We start from the raw sequence: 19,785 nt of genomic DNA on the forward strand, positions 1-19,785 counted from the left end.
GTTATTTAAACAAAATGCGGATGTAGTCCTGACGGCCGTTGATAATGCGGCCAACAGAAACAACTTCCGTTTCAATGTGGTAAAGGGCGATATAGCTTTCGACCACCAGCATACGCAAGTCAGTTTCATAACCAGTCTTTGCCTGAATAGATACACCCATTTCAGGAAATTGCTTGAGCTGGGCGCAGCCGTCAAGGATGGCCTTTGTGATCCGGTTTGCAGCGGTGGGATTATGAAGCTCACTTTTGATATACCGTTTTATTTCCTGCAAATCGCATAATGCTTCCGGCGTATATCTCAGCTTCATTCGGCCACTCCAAGGGCGCGGTAAGCATCTTCTTCGGATACCCAACCGTCCTTTTCCGCAGATGCCCAGCCTTTTTCCGCTTCATCCAACAGGCGGCGCATGGCTTTCGCCTTCATATATTCCGCGTTTTCAGGCGAGGCCAGAAACGGCAGTCCCTCCATGTTTAGGGACTGCTGAATGAAGATATTGACGGCATCGGTAAAGGAAAGGCCCTGACGGGCGTAGACGTCCTCCACACGCTGCTTGACTTCGGGATTGATCCGCATTTGAAAGGTTGTCGTTTTGGGTGCAGATGTGACATTGATCGTGTTCATAGCATTCACCTCAACTTGAGTATATACCAAAAAGCAAAAATGTCAACACAATGTAATTACAATTATAATCAGGGGGACGGTTCTCCGATCAAAAGAACCGTCCCCCTGATTTGTTTTGTTGGTTAGGGCACTTTCACTTCGCGCTCAAAAGATTATGTCCTCTTGTGGCGAACAGGTGTCCCCCCCCCCGCGATATTTCCCCCTGTTACGCTCAGCAGGGTCCGTTCCAGCACGGATATCTCCAGGGGCTTGGACACGTGGGCGTCCATGCCCGCGTCCAGGCAGACCTGGATGTCCTCGGTAAAGGCGTTGGCCGTCATGGCCAGGATGGGGATGGTCTGGCCCAGGGGATTTTCCCCTGCGCGGATGGCCCGGGTGGCCTCCAGGCCGTTCATCACGGGCATCTGCACGTCCATCAAAATGGCGTCGTACTCCCCGGGCTTCACGCTCTGGAAGGCCTCCACCAGCTTCTGGCCGTTGGGATAGATGGTGCAGGCGGCCCCGTGCATGTCCAGGATGGCCTCCAGGATCTCGGCGTTTAGCAGGTTGTCCTCGGCGCACAGGAAGCGCTTGCCCCGCAGGACGGAGCCGCTCTTTTGGGGCAGCGCCATGTCGCTGTCCTTGGCCCCGTCCACCGCCCGGATCAGGTTGGACAGGAAGAAGGGCCGGGCGATCAGGCCGTCCACGCCGCTCTTGGTCAATATCTCGTGGACCTGCTCCGGCTGGGCATAGTCGCAGCAGAACAGCAGCACCGCGTCCCGGGCGCTCTCCCGCAGGGCCTTCACCGTGTCCGCCAGGTGCGCGTCGTGGAGATAGCCGTTGAGCAAGATCACGTCCGCCGGGTGGCGCGCCAGCTGCCGCCGGGCCTCGCCCTCGGTGGCAGCCAGGGTGAAGGGCACGTTTGCCGCCCCCAGGGACGTGCCCACGTTCCGGCACAGCACGTCGTCGTCGGAGACCAGCATCACCTTCCGGTCCCCAAAACTGTTCTCCACCCCGTGGTCGATGGGGAAGGTGAGCACCACGTCAAAGCGGCTGCCCTTGCCGGGCTGGCTCTCGATCTCGATGGTCCCGCCCATCAGGTCCACGATGTTCTTGGTGATGGCCATGCCCAGGCCGGTGCCCTGGACCTTGTTGGTCATGGAGTTCTCCGCCCGGGTGAAGGGCTCGAAGATGTGGGCCACAAACTCCGGCGTCATGCCATAGCCGTTGTCCTCCACCGTGATGCGGAAGGTGGCGTGGCCGGGTTTGTCACAGGGCAGCTCCGTCAGGTCAAAGCGCACGTACCCGCCATAGGGGGTATACTTCACCGCGTTGGACAGCAGGTTCAAAAAGATCTGCCGCAGGCGCACCCCGTCGCCGATGAGATATTCGTGGGCCACCTCGTGGACCCGGATGCGGAAGCTCTGCCCCCGCTCGTTGGTCTGGGAGCGGATGATGCTGTCCACCTGGCCCACCTGCTCGGCCAGACTGATGGAGTCCTGATTCAGGGCCACCTCGCTGGATTCGATCTTGCTCATGTCCAGCACGTCGTTGACCAGACTGAGCAGATGACGGCTGGACATGAGCACCTTTTCGATGTAGGTGTGCATCTTGTCCGAGGTATCCCCTTCGTGGGCCATCAGGTCGGTGATGCCCACGATGGCGTTCATGGGGGTGCGGATGTCGTGGGACATGTTGGAGAGGAATTCGCTTTTGGCCTTGTTGGCGGACACCAGCTCGGCGTTGAGCCGTTCCAGCTTGGCGTTGTTCTCCTCTGCGATGGCCATCTCTTTCTTCTGCTGGCGGCGCTGCATCCAGAAAATAAAGCCCGCACACACACAGGTCATCAGCACGGCAAAGGTCATGACCACGATCACCGTGGTATTGACCAGCTCCACCGTGTTCATGGCCACGGCGCTGGCGTTGACCAGAAAGACCAGCGTCCACTCGGCATTCTCCATGCGGTACATGGAGTAGAAATATTCCTCCCCGTCCAAAACGGCATTGGAGTATACCATTCCGCTGGCCTCCAGCTCCTCCCGGGCCGCGTCGAAGGACGTCCCGTGGAGATACTCCATCCCCTCCAGCGCATTATAGACGTTATAGCCATGGATCAGCTCGTTGCCCTGGCTGCTGAACAACTTCAGTCCGGTGCGGTCTATCACATACACCCCGCTGCCGCCCCCGTAGGCCGCGCAGTCAAAATAGGGCTCCAGCTCGTTCATATCCCGGGTGAAGCCATAGTACACCAGTGCGTTTCCCTCCGCCAGAGGGATCGGCTGGGCCAGCCGCTTCAAAAACACCATTTTGGTGCGGTTGGTGGTGACGGTGTTGGAGACATAGCTGATGTGCTCCGGGTCGCTCAGCAGATAGTCCAGCTCCTGAAGGGTGCCCTTCCCGCCGGTCTCGGTATAATACCGGCCATGGTCGTCCACGGCGATCAGATTGTCCAGCTTAGAGTCCAGCTCGTTCATCCTGGCCTGCTGCTCCATAAACTGATGCAGCTCGTCCACGTCGGCGGGGGTGGCCGCCTCTATATAGTTGGACAGCACGTCCACCTTGCTCCACTGGGTGCCCACCACGTCCTCCAGACCGGAATACAGCTGAACGGTGACGTCCTGCATCTGGCTCAGCCGCTCGGCATAGAGTATCCTGTCGTTATACCGGGTGTAAAAGAGGGTGAAGGCGATAACGCTCCCCGTCACCGCCATTGATCTCCGGCCCGGTCTTGCCTCCGCAGCCGGTCAGCAGGGATACGGAACAGCTCACTGCCAGCAGCAGGCTCAGGATGCGCTTTTCTGCATCGCTCTCTCCTCTTTTCCACCGCAACAACACATAAAAAAGTAGTCGGCGTCACCGTCGGCTATCGAACTCCACAGCTTTTGTGTCCTGTTGTAGTTTTCATATGACGATGTATCTATTATAACGTATAACCGCCGCAGAGAACAACTCTTTTTTCCAGTGAAGTGCAAAAAATCAGGAAAAAAACGGCGGATCGTCAGGCCCTCTCGCCCGGCGGTCCGCCGTCTTGTCTCTTGTGTGATTCAGTTCAGCCTGCCGATGGCCTCGATCAAAGCGGCCACCTCCTCGTCCCGGGTGCTCCAGCTGGTGCAGAAGCGGATGCAGTTGTGCCCCTCGTCCACGGCGTGGCTCAGTTCAAAGATAAAGTCTTTCGCCAGGGCCGCCTCCTGCTCCCGGCTCACCACGGCGAACTGCTGGTTGGTGGGGCTGTCCACCCACAGGGGGATGCCCGCCTTTTGGAAAGCCGCCTTGATCTCCATGGCCTGCCGGTCCGCCTTGCGGGCCAGGTCGAAGTACAGGCCGTTCTGGAACAGGGTGTAAAATTGCAGACCCATCAGCCAGCCCTTGGCCAGCACGTCCCCCCGCTGCTTCATGCAGGTGCGGAAGTGGTCCCCCAAGGCGGGGTTCACCAGCACCAGGGCCTCCCCGAACAGGGCACCGCACTTGGTCCCGCCGATGTAAAAGGCGTCCGTCAGCCGGGCCAGATCAGCCAGGGTCACGTCGCAGCCCTCACTGGCAAGCCAATAGCCCAGCCGGGCTCCGTCCAGGAACAGGTACAGGCCGTATTTCTTGCACACGGCGGACAGCGCCTCCAGCTCGGCCTTGGAGTACACCGTGCCGAACTCCGACGGGCTGGAGACATAGGCCATTCTGGGCTGGGTGAGGTAGTCGGGCGCGCCCCCGTCCAGATACTTGCGGCACTCTGCCTCCACCGCCCGGGCGGTGAGCTTGCCGTTCTCCGCCGGGACAGCCAGCACCTTGTGCCCGGTAAGCTCGATGGACCCGGCCTCGTGGGCATTGATGTGTCCCGTGTCCGCGCTGATGACGCTCTGCCAGGGCCGCAGGGCAGCGGAGATCAGGGTGGCGTTGGTGGGGGTACCGCCCACGATGAAGTGGACCTGAGCCTCTGCCCCGCCCAGCTGTTTTATGATCTCTGCCTGGGCCTTCTCACACCACTGGTCCGCCCCATAGCCGGGGTAGTTCTCCTCGTTGGTCTGGGCCAGGGCCTGTAATACCGCCGGGTGCGCCCCCCGGTTATAGTCGTTGTTGAACCGGAACATCGCTCTCTCCTCCGTTTTCTGTTTGGTTTTGTAGCCCGATTATACCATCCTCCATCCCACAGCTTCAACCCTTTTTCCCTGCGGGTTTCCTGTGTGTTTCACGCCGTGAAAAAAACTTTGAGAAATTTGAAAAAAGTTGTTGACAACCCGACGCCTTTCTGGTAAGATACTCATTGTTCCGAGCGAACGGGCCACAAAAAAGCCCACAACAAAATATGGGGGTATAGCTCAGCTGGGAGAGCGCTTGAATGGCATTCAAGAGGTCAGCGGTTCGATCCCGCTTATCTCCACCAACCGGACATCCAATAGGGTGTCCGGTTTTTCTTTGTCTATATTTGCAACTATTTTTAGTTGCATTTTCCTCTTTTGATGTGTATAATATAGCGCAAAAAGAATTAAAAACATATCAAATCAAGCAGCTAATCGAGCTTTTAGAACAGGAAGGTCTCATATGAATAATACAATCAAATATAAGGGCTATATTGGAAGCGTGGAGTTTTCTGAGGAGGACGGCATTTTTTATGGCAAGGTCATGGGAATCCGTTCTCTGATCTCTTACGAAGGTGAAAGCGCAAAAGAGCTTCTCGCGGATTTTCATGGCGCAGTGGATGACTATCTGGAAAACTGCAAAGCCGAAGGGAAGCAGCCCGAGGAGGCCTTTAAGGGCAGCTTTAATGTTCGGGTCTCCCCTGCCCTCCACAAAAAACTGTTTTTATATACCACCGCTCACCAGATGTCCATGAATAAATATATCGAAGATACTCTGGCGGCTTCCCCTGCGGCACAAGTCAATATATAACATCTTCTAATATTCTCAATTTAACATAATAATACGGCCCCCAGGCTGCTGCTCTTCGCGGCTGCCTGGGGGCCATTTGCTTCTTTTCTGTTATCTCTGCACCCGCCCGGAGCCGTCTCCGGCCACCAGGCGCTTGACCTCGTCGGCGGTGGACAGGTTGAAGTCCATCTCCATGGTCTGCTTCAGGCAGGAGGCCGCCGCGGCGTATTCGATGGTCTCCTGGGGGCCGTAGTCGTTCATCACGCCGTACAGCAGTCCGGCGGTGAAGGAGTCGCCGCCGCCCACCCGGTCCACCAGGCGAATCATGTACTGGCGGGAGAAATAAGGCTTGCCGCCGGTATACAGCATGGCGCTCCACTCGTTGTCCGAGGCGCTGATGCTCCGGCGCAGGGTGACGGCCACCATCTTGGTGCCATAGGTCTGGCAGATCTGCTCTGCCACGTCCACATAGCCCTCCCGGTTCAGCTTGCCCTGGGTCACGTCGGTGTCCCGGGCCTTGATCCCCAGGACCTTATCCGCATCCTCCTCGTTGGCCACCAGAATGTCGATGTAGGGCATCAGCTGGGTCATGCAGGCCTTGGCCTCCGCCTCGGTCCACAGATTCTTGCGATAGTTCAGGTCGCAGCTGATGGTCAGGCCCATCTCCTTGGCCTTTTTGCACGCCTGGATGCACACCTGGGGGATGGTCTTGCTCAGGGCGGGGGTGATGCCCGTCATGTGGAAGTTGCTGGCCCCGGCAAAGATGGCCTCCCAGTCAAAGTCCTCATAGGAGCACTGGGCGATGGAGGAGTATTTCCGGTCGTACACCACCTTAGAGGGCCGCTGAGAGGCCCCCTTCTCCACATAGAACACGCCCATGCGCTCGCCGCCATAGGCGATGTGGCCGGTGCCCACGCCGAACTTGCGCAGCTGGGCCACGCCGGCGGCGGCGATGTCGTTCTCGGGCAGACGGGTGACAAAGTCGGTGTCCATGCCCATCATGGCCAGGGAGACGCACACGTTGGCCTCCGCGCCGGTGTAGTTGACCATAAAGCGGTCCGCCTGGAGAAAGCGCAGATAGCCCTCCGGGTTCAGGCGGAGCATATAGTCTCCGAAACCTACCATTTTCTTCATTGCGCTCATCTCTCCTTATTTATTTCACGATGCCGTCCCGCAGGCCCTGCACCAGCAGCATCCCGGCGGTGGCCCCCTGGTCCTCGGTACCCAGGGCCTTGGCGGCAAACACCGCCGCCTTGCCATACTTGGGCTTCATGTTCTTGGTGGCCTCCAGTCCGGCTTTGGCCCCCTCTAAAGCGGCCTGGGCAGTGTCGGCCAGGCTGGCTCCGGCAGCGGCGGCCTTCTCCGCCGCCTCCGCCGCAGGCTGAACGGCGTCCAGCACCGTCCGGTCCCCGGGGGCGCACTTGCCCCGCTTGATGATGCCGTCGGCAAAGCCACGCAAGAACGCCGCGTAACCCGCCGCGTCCACCGTCTCCTTGCCCACCAGGCGCTTGCCGCCCTCCATCCAGCCGGAGGACATCAGCGTGCCCATGGTGGAGGGCACCACGCTGGACATCTTCATGCCGGACTTAGAAAGCCGCTTGCCCATGTCCGCCTCTTCCAGACCGGAATAAATTTCGGGCAGGGCGCAGTAGCCCTTCTTCATGGTCAGGCCCAAGTCACCGTCGCCCATGCGGGCGTCCATCTCGCACAGGTGGTCGGCGTTGTCCGTCATCACCTGGGCCACAGACTGGAGGATGGCAGTCCAGTCGCTGCTTTTGATCTCGTTCATGCGATGCGCTTCCTTTCCCGCTGATCCCGCTTACTTCTGGCAATAGAAGGGGGTGGACACGGGCATGTCCAGCATGGCCCGGGTCTCGTCGTCCAGCTTCATGATGGAGATGGAGGCCCCCGCCATCTCCATGGAGGTGGCAAACTCGCCCACAAAGGTGCGGTAGATGCGGATGCCCTTGTCCTCCAGCCGCTGGGACACGCTGTTGGACAGGATGTACAGCTCCTCGGCAGAGGTGGCGCCCAGGCCGTTGATGAGCAGGGCCACCTCCTCCCCCGCCTCCACGGGCATGTCGCCCAGCAGGGTGTTCAAAGACTCCTCGGCCAGCTCGTCGGCGGTCTTCACCGGGCCGTTCCACACGCCGGGCTCCCCGTGGATGCCCATGCCCATGGCCATCTCATTCTCCCCCAGGGTGAAGTTGGCGTGGCCGATCTCCGGGATGACGCAGGGGGTCAGGGCAAAGCCCACGGTGCGGGTGTTGTCCTTGGCCTTCTGGGCGGCGGCCAGCACCTCGTCCAGGGTGCCCATCTGGGCGGCCTTGGCCCCGGCGCACTTATACATGAAGAAGATGCCGGCCACGCCCCGGCGGGCGTTCACGTCCGCGTTGGAGTTCACGTCGTCCGCGCCCACGATAGAGGCGGTCTTGATGTCGTCCATGTCGCACATCTCGGCGGCCATGTCAAAGTTCATGATGTCGCCGGTGTAGTTGCCATAGAGATAGAGCACACCGGCCCCCGCCTCCACGGCCTTGCTGATCTCATAGATCTGCTCGGCGCTGGGAGACTGGAACACGCTGCCCACGGCGCAGCCGTCCAGCAGATTCTCCCCCACATAGCCCAGGAACAGGGGCAGGTGGCCCGTGCCGCCGCCGGTGATGATGGCCACTTTGCCGGGAATCTTCTTCTTGGTGCAGTAGCAGCGCAGGTCGCCATTCACATAGCCCACCTGGTCCCCGTGGGCCCGATAGATGCCCTGGAGCATATCGTCGGTATACTGGGCGGGATCGTTGATGATCTTTTTCATGGGAACTCCTCCTATGCCAAATTTAAGACGGTTAAGACTTTTTTACGATGTGGACCGCAAAGCCGCCCACTTCCTCTTCCAGATAGACGGCCACCAGCTCGCCCTTGGCGTTCACGTTTTTGAACTCCTCCCGGGTGGCGATGCCGTGGGCCTTGAAATAGGCCAGGGCCCGGCGCATGGACAGGGTGAACACGCCGATGTGGCCAAACTTACCGGGGAAGCGCTGGTTGCAGCACTCCACATAGGTGGCCGCGAAGTTGGAGCGTCCCCCCTCCTTCACCGGCCAGCCGAAGCAGCGGTTGAACCACTCGGCGGCGCCCAGGCCCTGGTCCTTGTTCTCGCCGTTGATGCCCACATGGGCCAGGGTGAAGCCCAGGGACTTGTCCACCGCCTTTTTGCACAGAGCCGTGATGCCCGCCCAGTCCTGGGCGTCCACCATGGCGGAGGGGGCCATAAAGCTGCCGCCCACGGCGGCGATCTTGTCGCTGGAGAGATAGTTCTCCAGGTTGTCCATGGTGATCCCGGCGGTGGGGATGAACTGGATGTTGCCATAGGGGCCGCACAGCTGCTTGATGGTGGCCATGCCGTTCATGGCCTCAGAGGGGAAGAACTTAAAGGTGGTCAGGCCCAGCGCCAGCCCCGCCTCGATCTCGGTGGGGGTGATGCAGCCGGGGACCACGGGCAGACCCAGCTCCTGGCAGTGCTTCACCACGGCGGGATTGAAGCCGGGGGCGACGATAAAGTCCGCTCCGGCGGCCTTGGCCTGGTCCACCTGCTGGGTGTGCAGAATGGTCCCCGCGCCCACCAGCATGTCGGGGTCGGCCTTTTTAATGGCCTTCAGGCAGTCCATGGCCAGAGGGGCCCGCATGGTCACCTCCAACAGGGGCAGTCCCCCCGCTCTCAGGGCGGCGGCCACCTGGGGGGCGGTCTCCGGGTCTTTCAATCCCAATACGGGGATAATGCCGTGGTCCTTGATCACAGATAATGCGTCCATACAAATTGCTCCTTTCAAACAGCCGTCTGCGGGCTCCCCACAACACGGCAGCCCGCAGATGAACAAGAGAACATTACTTCGCCTGGGCGGCGGCCTTCTTCTTGGCCATCGCGGCCTTGAGCACCGGCCAGCAGAAGGTGAGCACAATGGCGATGAACAGCACACAGGACACGGGGCGGGTGACAAAGGTCGCCCAGCTTCCGTGGCTCATCACCAGGGCCCGGCGCATGTTGGACTCCAGCATGGAGCCCAGCAGCAGGCCCAGCACAAAGGGGCCGTTGGGGAACTTAAACACCTTCAGGAAGAAGCCCAGCACACCGGCGGCGAACATGACGCCCACGTCGAAGAAGGTGTTGTTCAGGGCGAAGGAGCCCACCACGCACAGGATGCACACGGCGGTCCACACCGTGGGCTGAGACACGTTCAGCACCTTGGCGGAAATTTTGGCGGTGGCCAGACCGAAGATGAGGAATACCACGTTGGCCAGCAGCATCAGGATCATGATGGTAGCGGTGAAGGTGACGTTCTCGGTGAACATCTTGATGCCGGGCTGCATGCCGTACATGGTCAGGGAGCCGATCAGGATGGCGGTGACGGCATCGCCGGGGATGCCCAGGGTCATCATGGTGGTCATAGCGCCGCCGATCACCGCATTATTGGCGGAGGAAGCCACAGCCAGGCCCTCCAGAGAGCCCTTGCCGTACTCCTCGGGGTGCTTGCTCATCTTCTTGGCGTTGCCCCAGGAGATGATGGAAGCGATGTCGCCGCCGGCGGCGGGGATGGCACCGATGACCGTGCCCTCAACGGCGGCGATCAGGGTGGGGACAGCCAGCTCCTTGGCCTGCTTGGCGGTGGGCAGCACCCGGCCCAGGGACAGGTTGACCTTGCGGGCCTCCAGCTCGGCCTCCTGCTCGGCCTTGCGGAAGCTGTAGATCTGATAGAACACCTCGCCAATGCCGAACATGCCGATCATCACGGGGATGAAGGAGATGCCGCCCAGCAGGGCCGTCTGGCCGAAGGTGAATCGTCTGATGGACAGGATGGGGTCCAGGCCCACGCAGGAGAGCAGGATGCCCGCCAGGCCTAAGATCAGGCCCTTCAGCACGCTTCCGTCAGACACGGCCACCATCATGGACAGGCCGAACAGGGCCAGCATGCAGTACTCCGGGGCGTTGAAGGAGATGGTGAACCGGGCGATGGGGGTGGAGAACAGGATCAGGCAGAAGGTGGAGAAGATACCACCGATGAAGGAATAGATCACGTTGATGCCCAGGGCCAGTCCGCCCTTGCCCTGCCGGTACAGGTTGTAGCCGTCAAAGGCCTGACAGATGGAGGCGGGGGTACCGGGGGTGTTCACCAGAATGGCGGAGATGCCTCCGGCGAAAATGGCGGCGTTCCACAGGCCCATCAGCATGGCAAAGCCGTCGGAGGGCGCGAACCAGAAGGTGATGGGAGTCATGATGGCAATACCCATGGTGGCCGACAGGCCGGGCAGAGCGCCGATGATGGTGCCGATGCACACACCAATGGCCAGAAACAGCAGGACTGAGGGTTGTAGGCACGATTGCAGTGCACTGAACCAAACGTCAGCAGTCATTGAACTTCATCTCCTTTAACGATTGAACTGGACGGAAAATCCGACCACAAACGCGGCGTAGATAAACGCAGTAAAAACCACGGTATAGATGATGTTATACTTCAGCTTCCGGCCAAACACTGCGTTCAGCCCAAAGCAGACCAGCGCGACACAGACGATAAACTGATGGGTCGTGCGCCACAGGATGAAAAACACGATCATGCTCAGAGCGGCCAGCCCCAAGCGCTTTAAGTTGAATTTGATCTCAGGGTCCACCTGAAAATACTGTACGCTGCCCTTTTGCAGCAGCCCGCGGATAAACAAAATGGTGCCCAGGATGCCCACGGCAAAGCCCAGCAGCACCGGGAAAAAGCCCGCACCGGGCACGCCGTCCGAGGACTGGGCGTTCCAGCGCATGGTGTCCTCCAACAGGACGTAGATGGCAACGGAATAACCGAATACGGCCGTAATGAGGCCGGGGATCGTATCGCCTTTATGCATGGGGAAACCTCCTAACTCATGGTAGAAGAAAGCCGCGCTCACGCCCGAGGGCCTGAGCGCGGCTTTGGTCGTTCATTTAGGCAATGCCAAGTTCAGGGATCAGTTCGCTGTAGTAAGCCAGCTCCTCAGAGGCCTTCTGGTCCATGTCAGAGCCGCTCAGATAGGCGTGCTCATAGCCCCGGTCAGCCAAGGTCTTCTTCACGGAGTCAGAGTTGATGGCGGTCTCGGAGGCCTTCTCCAGAATGTCGATCACAGCCTGAGGGGTGTCCTTGGGAACAGCGAAGCCGCCCCAGCCCTGGATGGTGATATCGATGCCCAGTTCCTGGGCGGTGGGCACGTCGGGAACCACAGAGGAGCGGCTCTCGCCCAGGACGCACAGGACCTTGAAGTCGCCGGAGTCCACGTTGTTCTTCACCTCAGAGGGGCTGACGGTGACGGCCTGGATGTTGCCGCCCAGCAGGGCAGCCACAGCGGGGGCAGCGCCGTCGAAGGGCACGTGGGTGAACTGAACGCCGCACTCCTTCTCAATGGAGGCAGCGGCGATGTGCCAGATGGAGCCGGTGCCGGAGTTGCCCACCTGGATCTCGCCGGGGTGCTCCTTGGCGTAGTTGACGAAGTCCTCGAAGGTGTCCCAGGGGGCATCGGCCCGGACGGTGACAGCGGCGGGGATGGTCATGGCACGGCCGATGAAGCGGAAGTCATCGGTGGACAGGTCGGTGAAGCCCAGGGCCTTCAGCATGGTGGACTCCACGGGCATGTAGGCGATGGTGTAGCCGTCGGGGTTGGAGTTGCGCACCTGCTCCAGGCCGATGGCGCCGGAAGCACCGGTGACGTTGGAGACCACGATGCTGGTGCCCAGGGACTGCTCCAGCTCAGAGGCATAGATGCGGGCCACGGTGTCGGATGCGCCGCCGGCGGAATAGGGCACGATCAGGGACACCTGCTTGTTGCCGGGGAAGTCCACGGTCTCGGCGCTGCTGGAACCGCCGGAACTGGCGCTGCCGCTGGCAGCGGGGGTCTTGCTTCCGCCGCAGGCGACCAGAGTCAGGCTCATGGCAGCGGCAAGGGCAAGGGCTAAGATTTTTTTCATTTCTTATATCCTTCTTTCCTTGATTTATTTCACGCCGTTCAGCGTTGAAACACAGATTAAGTAAAAGCTTACAGATAGGGGGCCACGGTCTCCTTCAGCTTGGCCACGCCGGCCTCATCCAGGTCCATCAGGGGCTTTCTCATGTGGCCGCCGGGGACGCCCCGGAAGGTGAGGATGTTCTTGAAGATGGACATATCGCCGCCGAACTGCATGACCTTCACCAGCTTGGTGGCCTCCACCTGGGCCTTGCGGGCGGCGGCCAGGTCGCCGGACTGGAAGGCCTTGTACACGTTCACAAACGCCTCGGGGAAGGGGCCGGAGCAGCCGGACACCACGCCGTCGCAGCCACAGGCCAGACAGGGCAGGAACAGGTCGTCCGCACCGGGCACCACGGAGAAGTTGCCGCCCCGCACCTGGAGATAGTCGTTGATGCGGCGCATGTCCGCAAAGCTGTACTTCACGCCCACCACGTTCTTGCACGCGGCAGCGATCTTCTCCATGGTCTCGGCGGACACGTCGTTGTGCGCCAGCTGGGGGATGACATAGACATAGACGGGGAAGTCCTCGGGCAGGGCGGCGCACACCGTCTTGTAGTACTCCACCATGGCCTTCTCGTCCACCGTGAAATAGCTGGGCGTGACTACGCCCACGCCGTCGGCGCCGATCTTCTGGGCGTGCTGAGCCAGCCGGATGGTCTCGTCCTGGTCCATGGCGCCCACGTGGATGAACACCGTGACGCGCCCGGCGGCTTTCTTCACCACCGTCTCGGCCACCAGCTCCCGCTCCTCGGCACTCATGAGATACATCTCGCCGGTGGTACCGCAGGGATACAGACACTGCACACCCTTCTGGATCAGATACTCCGTCTGCGCCTCCAGCGCAGCGACATCCACCTTGTTGTCCGCGGTGAAGGGAGTGGTCATAGCAGTGATCACGCCGTACAACTTTTTCATTGGAAGCTCCTCCTTCGTTTCCCAGCGTTTGTTCAGTATTACTGAATTATCGTTCGGGTAAACCGTTTTTTCAAGCGCATTTTAGCACGCACGTGGGAGTATGTCAACAGCTTTTTCCCATTTTGTACAACATATATACAAGTTTTTTATTCCCTGTTGACATTCCGACGAATGCACGGTAGTATAGCAACTGTATTATTGTGTCTGTGTTTTGTCCGCCCTCCCCGGCATGGCGGGCTGTGTTTGAATTTGAAGAGAAGGATCGTTGTACCATGTCTGATAAGCGAGAAGGCGTATCGTCCCCAGCCGGAGCCAGAGTCACCGCCACAGCCAAAGCCCTGCGGGTGCTGGACTGCTTCAGCCCCACCCAGCCGGAGCTCTCCCTGGCTCAGATCAGCCGTATGCTGCAAATGCCAAAAAGCACCCTGCTCAACCAGCTGCGCACTCTGGAGGAGGCGGGCTTTTTGGGCAAGAGCCCGGAGAACCAGACCTACCGCCTGGGCCATAAGATCATGGAGCTGAGCTATTGCGCCCACGCGGCCATGCCCGTCATCCAATACGCTGTGCCGGTGATGGAGGACCTTCAGGTGTCCACCGGAGAGATCATCTACCTCACCTCCCACATCGGGGGACAGGTGTTCTATCTGGAGTGCGTCTACCCCAGCCGCCGCTCGGTGTCCTATTCTGTATCAGGCAAGACCCTGCCCATGCACTGCACCGGCTGCGGCAAGGCCATGCTCAGCCAGATGCCCACCGACCAGGTGGAGGCCATCATCCAAAAACATGGCCTGCCCTCCTTCACCCAGAACACCATCACCGACCACGACACCCTGATGGAACAGCTGGCGGTGTGCCGCCGCCGGGGCTATGCTCTGGACAATGAGGAGGAGACCATGGGGGTCAAGTGTGTGGCCATGGCCATCCGCACCAGCCGTGGGGACGTGGCCGGGGCCCTGAGCATCTCCGGCTCTACTCTGTCCATCCGAAACGAGAACATCCCCCAGTATGCCGAGCTTCTCTCCCGGGCCTGCAACTCCCTGTCCCCCTATGCCCGGATGATGCCCGCTATTTTGTATCAGAACCAAAACACATTGTAACGCCCGTCCAGGGCGAAAAAAGGCGGATACGGCCTGAAAACACAGCGCCGTATCCGCCTGAATTTTTGGAAAGTCGTTTCCCCGGCTTTCCTTTTTCTTATTTTTCCGCTATAATAGGTCTATACGTACATCGCTCCGCCGGATGCCCGGGCGGGGCTTGGTTCGCTTTACGCGGAAAGGACATGTGAGGATGGAAGGATTTGACCGCAAGTTTGGCTTTGGCTTTATGCGCCTGCCCATGGATGGGGACCAGGTGGACATTCCCCAGACCACCCAGATGGTGGACGAGTATTTAAACGCCGGATTTACTTATTTTGACACTGCCCACGGCTATCTTCAGGGCAAGAGCGAGCTGGCCCTGAAGAGCTGTCTCACCAGCCGCTATCCCCGGGACCGGTATGTGCTCACCGACAAGCTGACCAACTTTTTCTTCAAGTCGGAGGCGGACATCCGCCCCTTCTTCCAAAGCCAGCTGGAGGCCTGCGGCGTGGACTACTTTGACTTTTATCTCATGCACGCCCAGAACGAGGAGAAGTTCGCCTATTTCAAAATGCACAGGGCCTATGAGACCGCCTTCGCCCTGAAAGCCGAGGGCAAGATCCGCCATGTGGGCATCTCTTTTCATGACCGGGCGGAGGTGCTGGACCGTATCCTGACGGAGTACCCCCAGATCGAGGTGGTGCAGATCCAGTTCAACTATGTGGACTACAACGACCCCGCCGTGCAGAGCCGTCTGTGCTACGAGGTCTGCCGCAAGCATAACAAGCCCGTCATCGTCATGGAGCCCGTAAAGGGCGGCAACCTGGTGAACCTGCCCCAGCAGGCCCGGGACGTGCTGGATGCCCTCCACGGCGGCAGTCCCGCCAGCTATGCCATCCGCTTTGCCGCCGGCTTTCCCGGCATCGTCATGGTCCTGTCCGGCATGAGCGATCTGGCGCAGCTGCGGGAAAACGTCAGCCTTATGCAAAACTTCAAGCCCCTGAACGAGCAGGAGCTGGCCGCCATAGCACAGGTGCAGCAGAGCTTCCGCAGCATGCATCTGATCCCCTGCACCGCCTGCCGCTACTGCGTGGACGGCTGCCCCAAGCATATCGCCATCCCCGACCTGTTCTCCCTGATGAACACCTGGAAGCTCCACCACAACCACAACGCCATCTATTACTACGACAGCGTATATACCGCTCCCGGCAGCCGGGCCTCCGACTGCGTCAGGTGCGGCAAATGTGAGGCCGCCTGCCCCCAGCACCTGCCCATCCGGGAGCTGCTGGAACAGGTGGCTGCCGAACTGGAGCAGGAGGACTGACCCGCTCCCCCATCTAACGTCCAAACGGCCCTGACGCATATGGGGACCGTTTGGATGTTTTTTCTCTTTACTCTCAGATGGTTTTCCCGTATAATAGGGTTGGGTTGGAGAGCGCTTCTCCGGCCCCTTCGCAGACAGGGAAAGGAGGTCCCGGGTCTTTACCCATGACAGCGCCAGCGCCCGGCTTGGCCGGGACGACGAGGTGAGGGGAGTATCGAACATTCGGCGGATGCCCCTCCGCGCCCCTTCGGGCGTGTCACTCAGACCGTAAAATATGCGGGTGACCGCAAAACAAAGCGGCTGAGACCGAAGGACGAGGCACAAATGGCTGCGCGTTTGTCCTCTTGAAGCGCAAAACACCAAATCAGGAGGAAATTTAGAATATGTGTGGAATCGTAGGCTTTATTGGCCGGGAGCAGGCCGCTCCCATTCTGTTGGACGGACTGGCCCGGCTGGAGTATCGGGGTTATGACTCCGCCGGCGTGGCCGTCTATTCTGAGAAGAACCAGGCCCTCACCGTGTGCAAGGCCAAGGGCCGGCTCCAGGTTCTGTCCGATTTGATCCAGGGCGGGGCCGCCGTGGACGGCACCGTGGGCATCGGCCACACCCGCTGGGCCACCCACGGGGCCCCCAGCGACGTGAACTCCCACCCCCAGGTCAGCCAGAACGGCAAGATCGCCGTGGTCCACAACGGCATCATCGAAAATTACGTGGAGCTGAAGCAGTTCCTCATCTCCAACGGCGTCACCTTCACCTCGGAGACGGACACCGAGGTGGTGGCCCAGCTCATCGAGTATTTCTACGAGGGCGACATTCTGGAGGCCGTGGGCCGGGTCCTGCGCCGCATCGAGGGGGCCTATGCCCTGGGCATCCTGTGCGCCGACTTCCCCGACCAGCTCATCGCCGTGCGCAAGGACAGCCCCCTGATCCTGGGCTATGGCGACGGCTGCAACTTCCTGGCCAGCGATGTCACCGCCATCATCCGCCACACCCGGAAGGTGGGCTATATGGAGGACGGCGAGGTGGCCGTCCTCACCCGGGACGGCATCCAGTGCTATAACCACCTGATGCAGCCCATCGAGAAGAAGGTCAGCCAGGTGGACTGGGAGATCGACGCCGCCGAAAAGGGCGGCTATGAGCACTTCATGTTCAAGGAGATCATGGAGCAGCCCGAGGCCCTGCGCCGGTGCATCTTCCCCCGCATCAAGGATGACCAGGTCTATTTCGAGGACTTCGGTCTCAGCGAGGACTATATCCGCGCCATCAGCAAGATCTACATCGTGGCCTGCGGCTCCAGCTATCACGTGGGCATGGTGGGCAAGTATAACATCGAGCGGCTGACCCGCAAGCCGGTGGAGGTGGCCCTGGCCTCTGAGTTCCGGTATATGTCCCCCATCGTGGACAAGAACACCCTGGTCATCGCCATCAGCCAGTCCGGCGAGACCCTGGACACCATGGCCGCCCTGCGGGAGGCCAAGCGCCTGGGGGCCAAGGTCCTGTCCATCGTCAACGTGGTGGGCAGCTCCATCGCCCGGGAGTCTGACGAGGTGCTGTACACCTGGGCCGGGCCTGAGATCGCCGTGGCCACCACCAAGGCATACTCCACCCAGATGGCCGTCATCGACCTGCTGGCCCTGTACTTTGCCCGCATCCTGGGCACGGTGGACCAGAAGGAGTATGAGACCGTCCTCCAGGAGATGCTCATGCTCCCCGGCAAGATGGAGATCATCCTCAGCCACACCGACACGGTGCAGTATCTGGCCTCTCAGTACTTCAACCACGACTCCGTCTTCTTCATTGGCCGGAACGTGGACTATGCCCTGGGACTGGAGGGCTCTTTGAAGCTGAAAGAGATCTCCTACATTCACTCCGAGGCCTACGCCTCCGGCGAGCTGAAGCACGGCACCATCAGCCTGATCGAAGACGGCACCCTGGTCATCGCCCTGGGCACCTACAGCAAGCTCTTTGACAAGGCCATGAGCAACGTGGTGGAGGTCAAGGCCCGTGGCGCCGACGTGCTGGCCCTGACCACCCAGTCCCACCGGGAGGAGATGGCCCAGACCGCCAACGCCGTCATGACCATCCCCGACACCCACGACCTGCTCCTCCCCTCCCTGGGCGTGGTCCCCCTGCAGCTGTTCGCCTATTACGTCGCCCTTATGCGCGGCTGCGACATCGATAAGCCCCGCAACCTGGCCAAAAGCGTGACGGTGGAGTAAAAGATTTTATCCCTAAATAGCGTTCAACCCCGGCAGCCTGCGGGCCGCCGGGGTTTGTTGTTCTTGGTAACCATGGGGAACGGATTGCCGCGTCGCTGCGCTCCTCGCAATGACAGGGCCGGGACCTTGGCTCTCCCTTCGGGAGAGCTGTCAGCGAAGCTGACTGAGAGGGCCTCACACCAGCCCCAGCTGTTTCAGCGCGAATATCCACAGAAACAGGGTCAGCGTGCAGATCAGGGAGGTGGTCACCACCATCTGGGCGGTGAATTCGTGGTCGCTGTCATAGGCCAGAGCCATGGGGTAGGCGGTGGAGGCCACGGGGGAGGCGATGCACACCAGCACCACGCCCAGGGCGTCCCCCCGGAAGCCCAAAAGGATGGCGGGGACTAACGCGCACAGGGGGGCCAGCACCAGGCGGACGAAGGAGCAGCGGACGATGGCCGCCTGGTTGTGCTGCATCCCGCCCAGCTTCAGGGACGCGCCCAGGGCCACCAGGGTGGTCACGCTGCCCGCGTTGCCCACGCTGGACACCGCCTTGACCACGGAGCCGGGCAGAGGGATATGCAGCCCCAGGCACAGCCCGCCCAGGGCGCAGCCGATGATGAGGGGGTTGCGCAGGATGCTCTTCACCAGATGCACCGGGTCGGGCCGCTTGCCCCGGCAGCTCTCCAGGGTGATGACGGCCAGGGTGTTATAGGTGGGCACCACCAGCCCCACCGCCATGGACATGAGGGCCACGCCGTTGTTCCCCATCATGGACTGGGCCAGGAACACCCCCACCACGGCGATATTGGTGCGATAGCCGCTTTGGATATAGGCCCCCCGGCGGCGCAGGTCTGGCTCCAGCTTATTGCACACGGCAGTACACAGCAGGAACCAGACCACCACCCAGGCCACCAGATAGACAAAGATGGTGGCGTGGTCCGTACCGGACAGGTCGGCGCTATATAGATTGGAGAACATCAGGCAGGGCAGAAAGGCGTGGAAGCTGATCTGGCTCAGGTGATGAAAGGCCTCCTCCGGGACGATCTTGCTGGCACGGAGCAAAATGCCCACGCACAGCGTCAAAAACATGGGCGTGACGCAGTTGAGGGCGATGATAAAGTTATCAAACATGGACAGGACCTCTTGGGGAAAGGCTCAACGGTTTACAGGGCTTACATGGTCTGCCGCCCCTCCAGGGCGCGCATGAGGGTGGCGTCGTCGGCATACTCCAGATGGCTGCCCACGGGGATGCCATAGGCCAGGCGGGAGACCCGCACCTGGAAGGGCTTGAGCAGCCGGGCCAGATACATGGCGGTGGCCTCCCCCTCCGTGTCCGGGTTGGTGGCCATGATGACCTCCTCCACCCCACCGGCGGCCACCCGCTCCACCAACGACTTGATGTGCAGGTCGTCCGGCCCCACGTGGTTCATGGGGGAGATGACCCCGTGGAGCACGTGATACAGCCCGTGATACTCCCGGGAGCGCTCCATGGCCACCACGTCCTTGGGGTCGGCCACCACGCAGATGAGACTGTGGTCCCGCTTGGGGCTGGCGCACACGGCGCAGGGGCCCTCCCCCTCCGTCAGGTTCTGGCACACGGGGCAGCAGTGGATGGCCGTTTTGGCCTGGGTGATGGACTGGGCGAAGGCGTCCGCCTCCTCCTGGGGCAGGGACAGCACGTAAAAGGCCAGGCGCTGGGCCGTCTTTCTGCCGATGCCGGGCAGCTTGGCAAAGTGCTCCACTAAATTTTCCAGCGCGGGGGGAAAGTATTCCATGAAAAAACCTCCGGGATGTG

At 60.6% G+C, this 19,785-nt stretch carries 18 protein-coding genes and 1 tRNA gene; 5 read left to right on the plus strand and 14 right to left on the minus strand.

Annotated elements, in window-relative coordinates:
- Position 1: 1 nt before the first annotated feature.
- From ACSAMP_RS13085 to ACSAMP_RS13100, 4 genes are all read right to left on the minus strand, one after another.
- Complete coding sequence (locus ACSAMP_RS13085) at positions 2–307, minus strand: type II toxin-antitoxin system RelE/ParE family toxin (protein ID WP_457800738.1); 306 nt, start codon at positions 305–307, stop codon at positions 2–4.
- Positions 304–621 (minus strand): type II toxin-antitoxin system RelB/DinJ family antitoxin, encoded by a 318-nt coding sequence (locus ACSAMP_RS13090; protein WP_441795560.1) that lies wholly within the window; start codon positions 619–621, stop codon positions 304–306. Before ACSAMP_RS13090 ends, ACSAMP_RS13085 begins: the two co-directional genes overlap by 4 nt.
- A 152-nt stretch (positions 622–773) precedes the next feature.
- Positions 774–3,305, minus strand: a complete 2,532-nt coding sequence (locus ACSAMP_RS13095; protein WP_457800739.1) for a hybrid sensor histidine kinase/response regulator — start codon at positions 3,303–3,305, stop codon at positions 774–776.
- A 339-nt stretch (positions 3,306–3,644) separates the two neighbouring features.
- Positions 3,645–4,682 carry a threonine aldolase family protein gene (locus ACSAMP_RS13100; protein WP_457800740.1) on the minus strand — a complete coding sequence of 346 codons (1,038 nt, stop codon included), beginning with the start codon at positions 4,680–4,682 and terminating at the stop codon, positions 3,645–3,647.
- 217 nt (positions 4,683–4,899) lie between these two features.
- Here ACSAMP_RS13100 and ACSAMP_RS13105 point away from each other — a divergent pair.
- Together ACSAMP_RS13105 and ACSAMP_RS13110 are read left to right on the plus strand one after the other, a co-directional pair.
- A tRNA-Ala gene (locus ACSAMP_RS13105) sits at positions 4,900–4,975 on the plus strand.
- Between the two features lie 158 nt (positions 4,976–5,133).
- Positions 5,134–5,481: a type II toxin-antitoxin system HicB family antitoxin gene (locus ACSAMP_RS13110; RefSeq protein ID WP_441795553.1), complete on the plus strand. Its 348-nt coding sequence runs from the start codon at positions 5,134–5,136 to the stop codon at positions 5,479–5,481.
- A gap of 90 nt (positions 5,482–5,571) precedes the next feature.
- On the opposite strand, the gene ACSAMP_RS13115 is transcribed toward ACSAMP_RS13110, so the two are convergent.
- From ACSAMP_RS13115 to ACSAMP_RS13150, 8 genes are all read right to left on the minus strand, one after another.
- The gene (locus ACSAMP_RS13115; RefSeq protein WP_457800741.1) at positions 5,572–6,594 is read right to left on the minus strand and encodes a PfkB family carbohydrate kinase; all 1,023 of its coding nucleotides are present in this window, start codon (positions 6,592–6,594) and stop codon (positions 5,572–5,574) included.
- 19 nt (positions 6,595–6,613) lie between these two features.
- Positions 6,614–7,249, minus strand: a complete 636-nt coding sequence (locus ACSAMP_RS13120) for a dihydroxyacetone kinase subunit L (protein WP_441795551.1) — start codon at positions 7,247–7,249, stop codon at positions 6,614–6,616.
- Positions 7,250–7,279: 30 nt separating this feature from the next.
- Positions 7,280–8,272, minus strand: a complete 993-nt coding sequence (locus ACSAMP_RS13125) for a dihydroxyacetone kinase subunit DhaK (RefSeq protein ID WP_457800742.1) — start codon at positions 8,270–8,272, stop codon at positions 7,280–7,282.
- Positions 8,273–8,303: 31 nt separating this feature from the next.
- Entirely contained in the window at positions 8,304–9,266 is a 963-nt protein-coding gene (gene eda / locus ACSAMP_RS13130; protein WP_457800743.1) for a bifunctional 4-hydroxy-2-oxoglutarate aldolase/2-dehydro-3-deoxy-phosphogluconate aldolase, read from the minus strand.
- A gap of 73 nt (positions 9,267–9,339) precedes the next feature.
- Positions 9,340–10,863 carry a tripartite tricarboxylate transporter permease gene (locus ACSAMP_RS13135; RefSeq protein ID WP_457800744.1) on the minus strand — a complete coding sequence of 508 codons (1,524 nt, stop codon included), beginning with the start codon at positions 10,861–10,863 and terminating at the stop codon, positions 9,340–9,342.
- Between the two features lie 15 nt (positions 10,864–10,878).
- On the minus strand, positions 10,879–11,343 hold the full coding sequence (locus ACSAMP_RS13140; protein ID WP_147561086.1) for a tripartite tricarboxylate transporter TctB family protein: 465 nt from the start codon (positions 11,341–11,343) through the stop codon (positions 10,879–10,881).
- A gap of 76 nt (positions 11,344–11,419) precedes the next feature.
- Positions 11,420–12,433 carry a tripartite tricarboxylate transporter substrate binding protein gene (locus ACSAMP_RS13145; RefSeq protein WP_147561084.1) on the minus strand — a complete coding sequence of 338 codons (1,014 nt, stop codon included), beginning with the start codon at positions 12,431–12,433 and terminating at the stop codon, positions 11,420–11,422.
- 68 nt (positions 12,434–12,501) lie between these two features.
- Positions 12,502–13,386 (minus strand): dihydrodipicolinate synthase family protein, encoded by an 885-nt coding sequence (locus ACSAMP_RS13150; protein ID WP_147561082.1) that lies wholly within the window; start codon positions 13,384–13,386, stop codon positions 12,502–12,504.
- A 272-nt stretch (positions 13,387–13,658) separates the two neighbouring features.
- On the opposite strand from ACSAMP_RS13150, the gene ACSAMP_RS13155 reads away from it, so the two are divergent.
- The 3 genes from ACSAMP_RS13155 to glmS all read left to right on the plus strand — a co-directional run bounded on the left by ACSAMP_RS13155 (position 13,659) and on the right by glmS (position 18,005).
- Positions 13,659–14,483 carry an IclR family transcriptional regulator gene (locus ACSAMP_RS13155; protein WP_457800745.1) on the plus strand — a complete coding sequence of 275 codons (825 nt, stop codon included), beginning with the start codon at positions 13,659–13,661 and terminating at the stop codon, positions 14,481–14,483.
- 190 nt (positions 14,484–14,673) lie between these two features.
- On the plus strand, positions 14,674–15,786 hold the full coding sequence (locus tag ACSAMP_RS13160) for an aldo/keto reductase (RefSeq protein WP_457800746.1): 1,113 nt from the start codon (positions 14,674–14,676) through the stop codon (positions 15,784–15,786).
- A 383-nt stretch (positions 15,787–16,169) separates the two neighbouring features.
- On the plus strand, positions 16,170–18,005 hold the full coding sequence (gene glmS, locus ACSAMP_RS13165; protein WP_457800747.1) for a glutamine--fructose-6-phosphate transaminase (isomerizing): 1,836 nt from the start codon (positions 16,170–16,172) through the stop codon (positions 18,003–18,005).
- Positions 18,006–18,179: 174 nt separating this feature from the next.
- On the opposite strand, the gene ACSAMP_RS13170 is transcribed toward glmS, so the two are convergent.
- Positions 18,180–19,121 carry an AEC family transporter gene (locus tag ACSAMP_RS13170; protein ID WP_457800748.1) on the minus strand — a complete coding sequence of 314 codons (942 nt, stop codon included), beginning with the start codon at positions 19,119–19,121 and terminating at the stop codon, positions 18,180–18,182.
- 41 nt (positions 19,122–19,162) lie between these two features.
- A complete protein-coding gene (recR, locus tag ACSAMP_RS13175; protein ID WP_457800749.1) occupies positions 19,163–19,765 on the minus strand; it encodes a recombination mediator RecR in 603 nt (200 codons plus the stop codon).
- Positions 19,766–19,785 lie beyond the last annotated feature (20 nt).

This window comes from Flintibacter sp. SJQ-8, assembly GCF_054108085.1.

What these genes read in the sequence shown, in the direction of transcription:
- ACSAMP_RS13085 (WP_457800738.1), bottom strand. Translation starts at nt 307, where the DNA reads ATGAAGCTGAGATATACGCCGGAAGCATTATGCGATTTGCAGGAAATA.
- ACSAMP_RS13090 (WP_441795560.1), bottom strand. Translation starts at nt 621, where the DNA reads ATGAACACGATCAATGTCACATCTGCACCCAAAACGACAACCTTTCAA.
- ACSAMP_RS13100 (WP_457800740.1), bottom strand. Translation starts at nt 4,682, where the DNA reads ATGTTCCGGTTCAACAACGACTATAACCGGGGGGCGCACCCGGCGGTA.
- ACSAMP_RS13110 (WP_441795553.1), top strand. Translation starts at nt 5,134, where the DNA reads ATGAATAATACAATCAAATATAAGGGCTATATTGGAAGCGTGGAGTTT.
- ACSAMP_RS13115 (WP_457800741.1), bottom strand. Translation starts at nt 6,594, where the DNA reads ATGAAGAAAATGGTAGGTTTCGGAGACTATATGCTCCGCCTGAACCCG.
- ACSAMP_RS13120 (WP_441795551.1), bottom strand. Translation starts at nt 7,249, where the DNA reads ATGAACGAGATCAAAAGCAGCGACTGGACTGCCATCCTCCAGTCTGTG.
- ACSAMP_RS13125 (WP_457800742.1), bottom strand. Translation starts at nt 8,272, where the DNA reads ATGAAAAAGATCATCAACGATCCCGCCCAGTATACCGACGATATGCTC.
- eda (WP_457800743.1), bottom strand. Translation starts at nt 9,266, where the DNA reads ATGGACGCATTATCTGTGATCAAGGACCACGGCATTATCCCCGTATTG.
- ACSAMP_RS13135 (WP_457800744.1), bottom strand. Translation starts at nt 10,863, where the DNA reads ATGACTGCTGACGTTTGGTTCAGTGCACTGCAATCGTGCCTACAACCC.
- ACSAMP_RS13140 (WP_147561086.1), bottom strand. Translation starts at nt 11,343, where the DNA reads ATGCATAAAGGCGATACGATCCCCGGCCTCATTACGGCCGTATTCGGT.
- ACSAMP_RS13145 (WP_147561084.1), bottom strand. Translation starts at nt 12,433, where the DNA reads ATGAAAAAAATCTTAGCCCTTGCCCTTGCCGCTGCCATGAGCCTGACT.
- ACSAMP_RS13150 (WP_147561082.1), bottom strand. Translation starts at nt 13,386, where the DNA reads ATGAAAAAGTTGTACGGCGTGATCACTGCTATGACCACTCCCTTCACC.
- ACSAMP_RS13155 (WP_457800745.1), top strand. Translation starts at nt 13,659, where the DNA reads ATGTCTGATAAGCGAGAAGGCGTATCGTCCCCAGCCGGAGCCAGAGTC.
- ACSAMP_RS13160 (WP_457800746.1), top strand. Translation starts at nt 14,674, where the DNA reads ATGGAAGGATTTGACCGCAAGTTTGGCTTTGGCTTTATGCGCCTGCCC.
- glmS (WP_457800747.1), top strand. Translation starts at nt 16,170, where the DNA reads ATGTGTGGAATCGTAGGCTTTATTGGCCGGGAGCAGGCCGCTCCCATT.
- ACSAMP_RS13170 (WP_457800748.1), bottom strand. Translation starts at nt 19,121, where the DNA reads ATGTTTGATAACTTTATCATCGCCCTCAACTGCGTCACGCCCATGTTT.
- recR (WP_457800749.1), bottom strand. Translation starts at nt 19,765, where the DNA reads ATGGAATACTTTCCCCCCGCGCTGGAAAATTTAGTGGAGCACTTTGCC.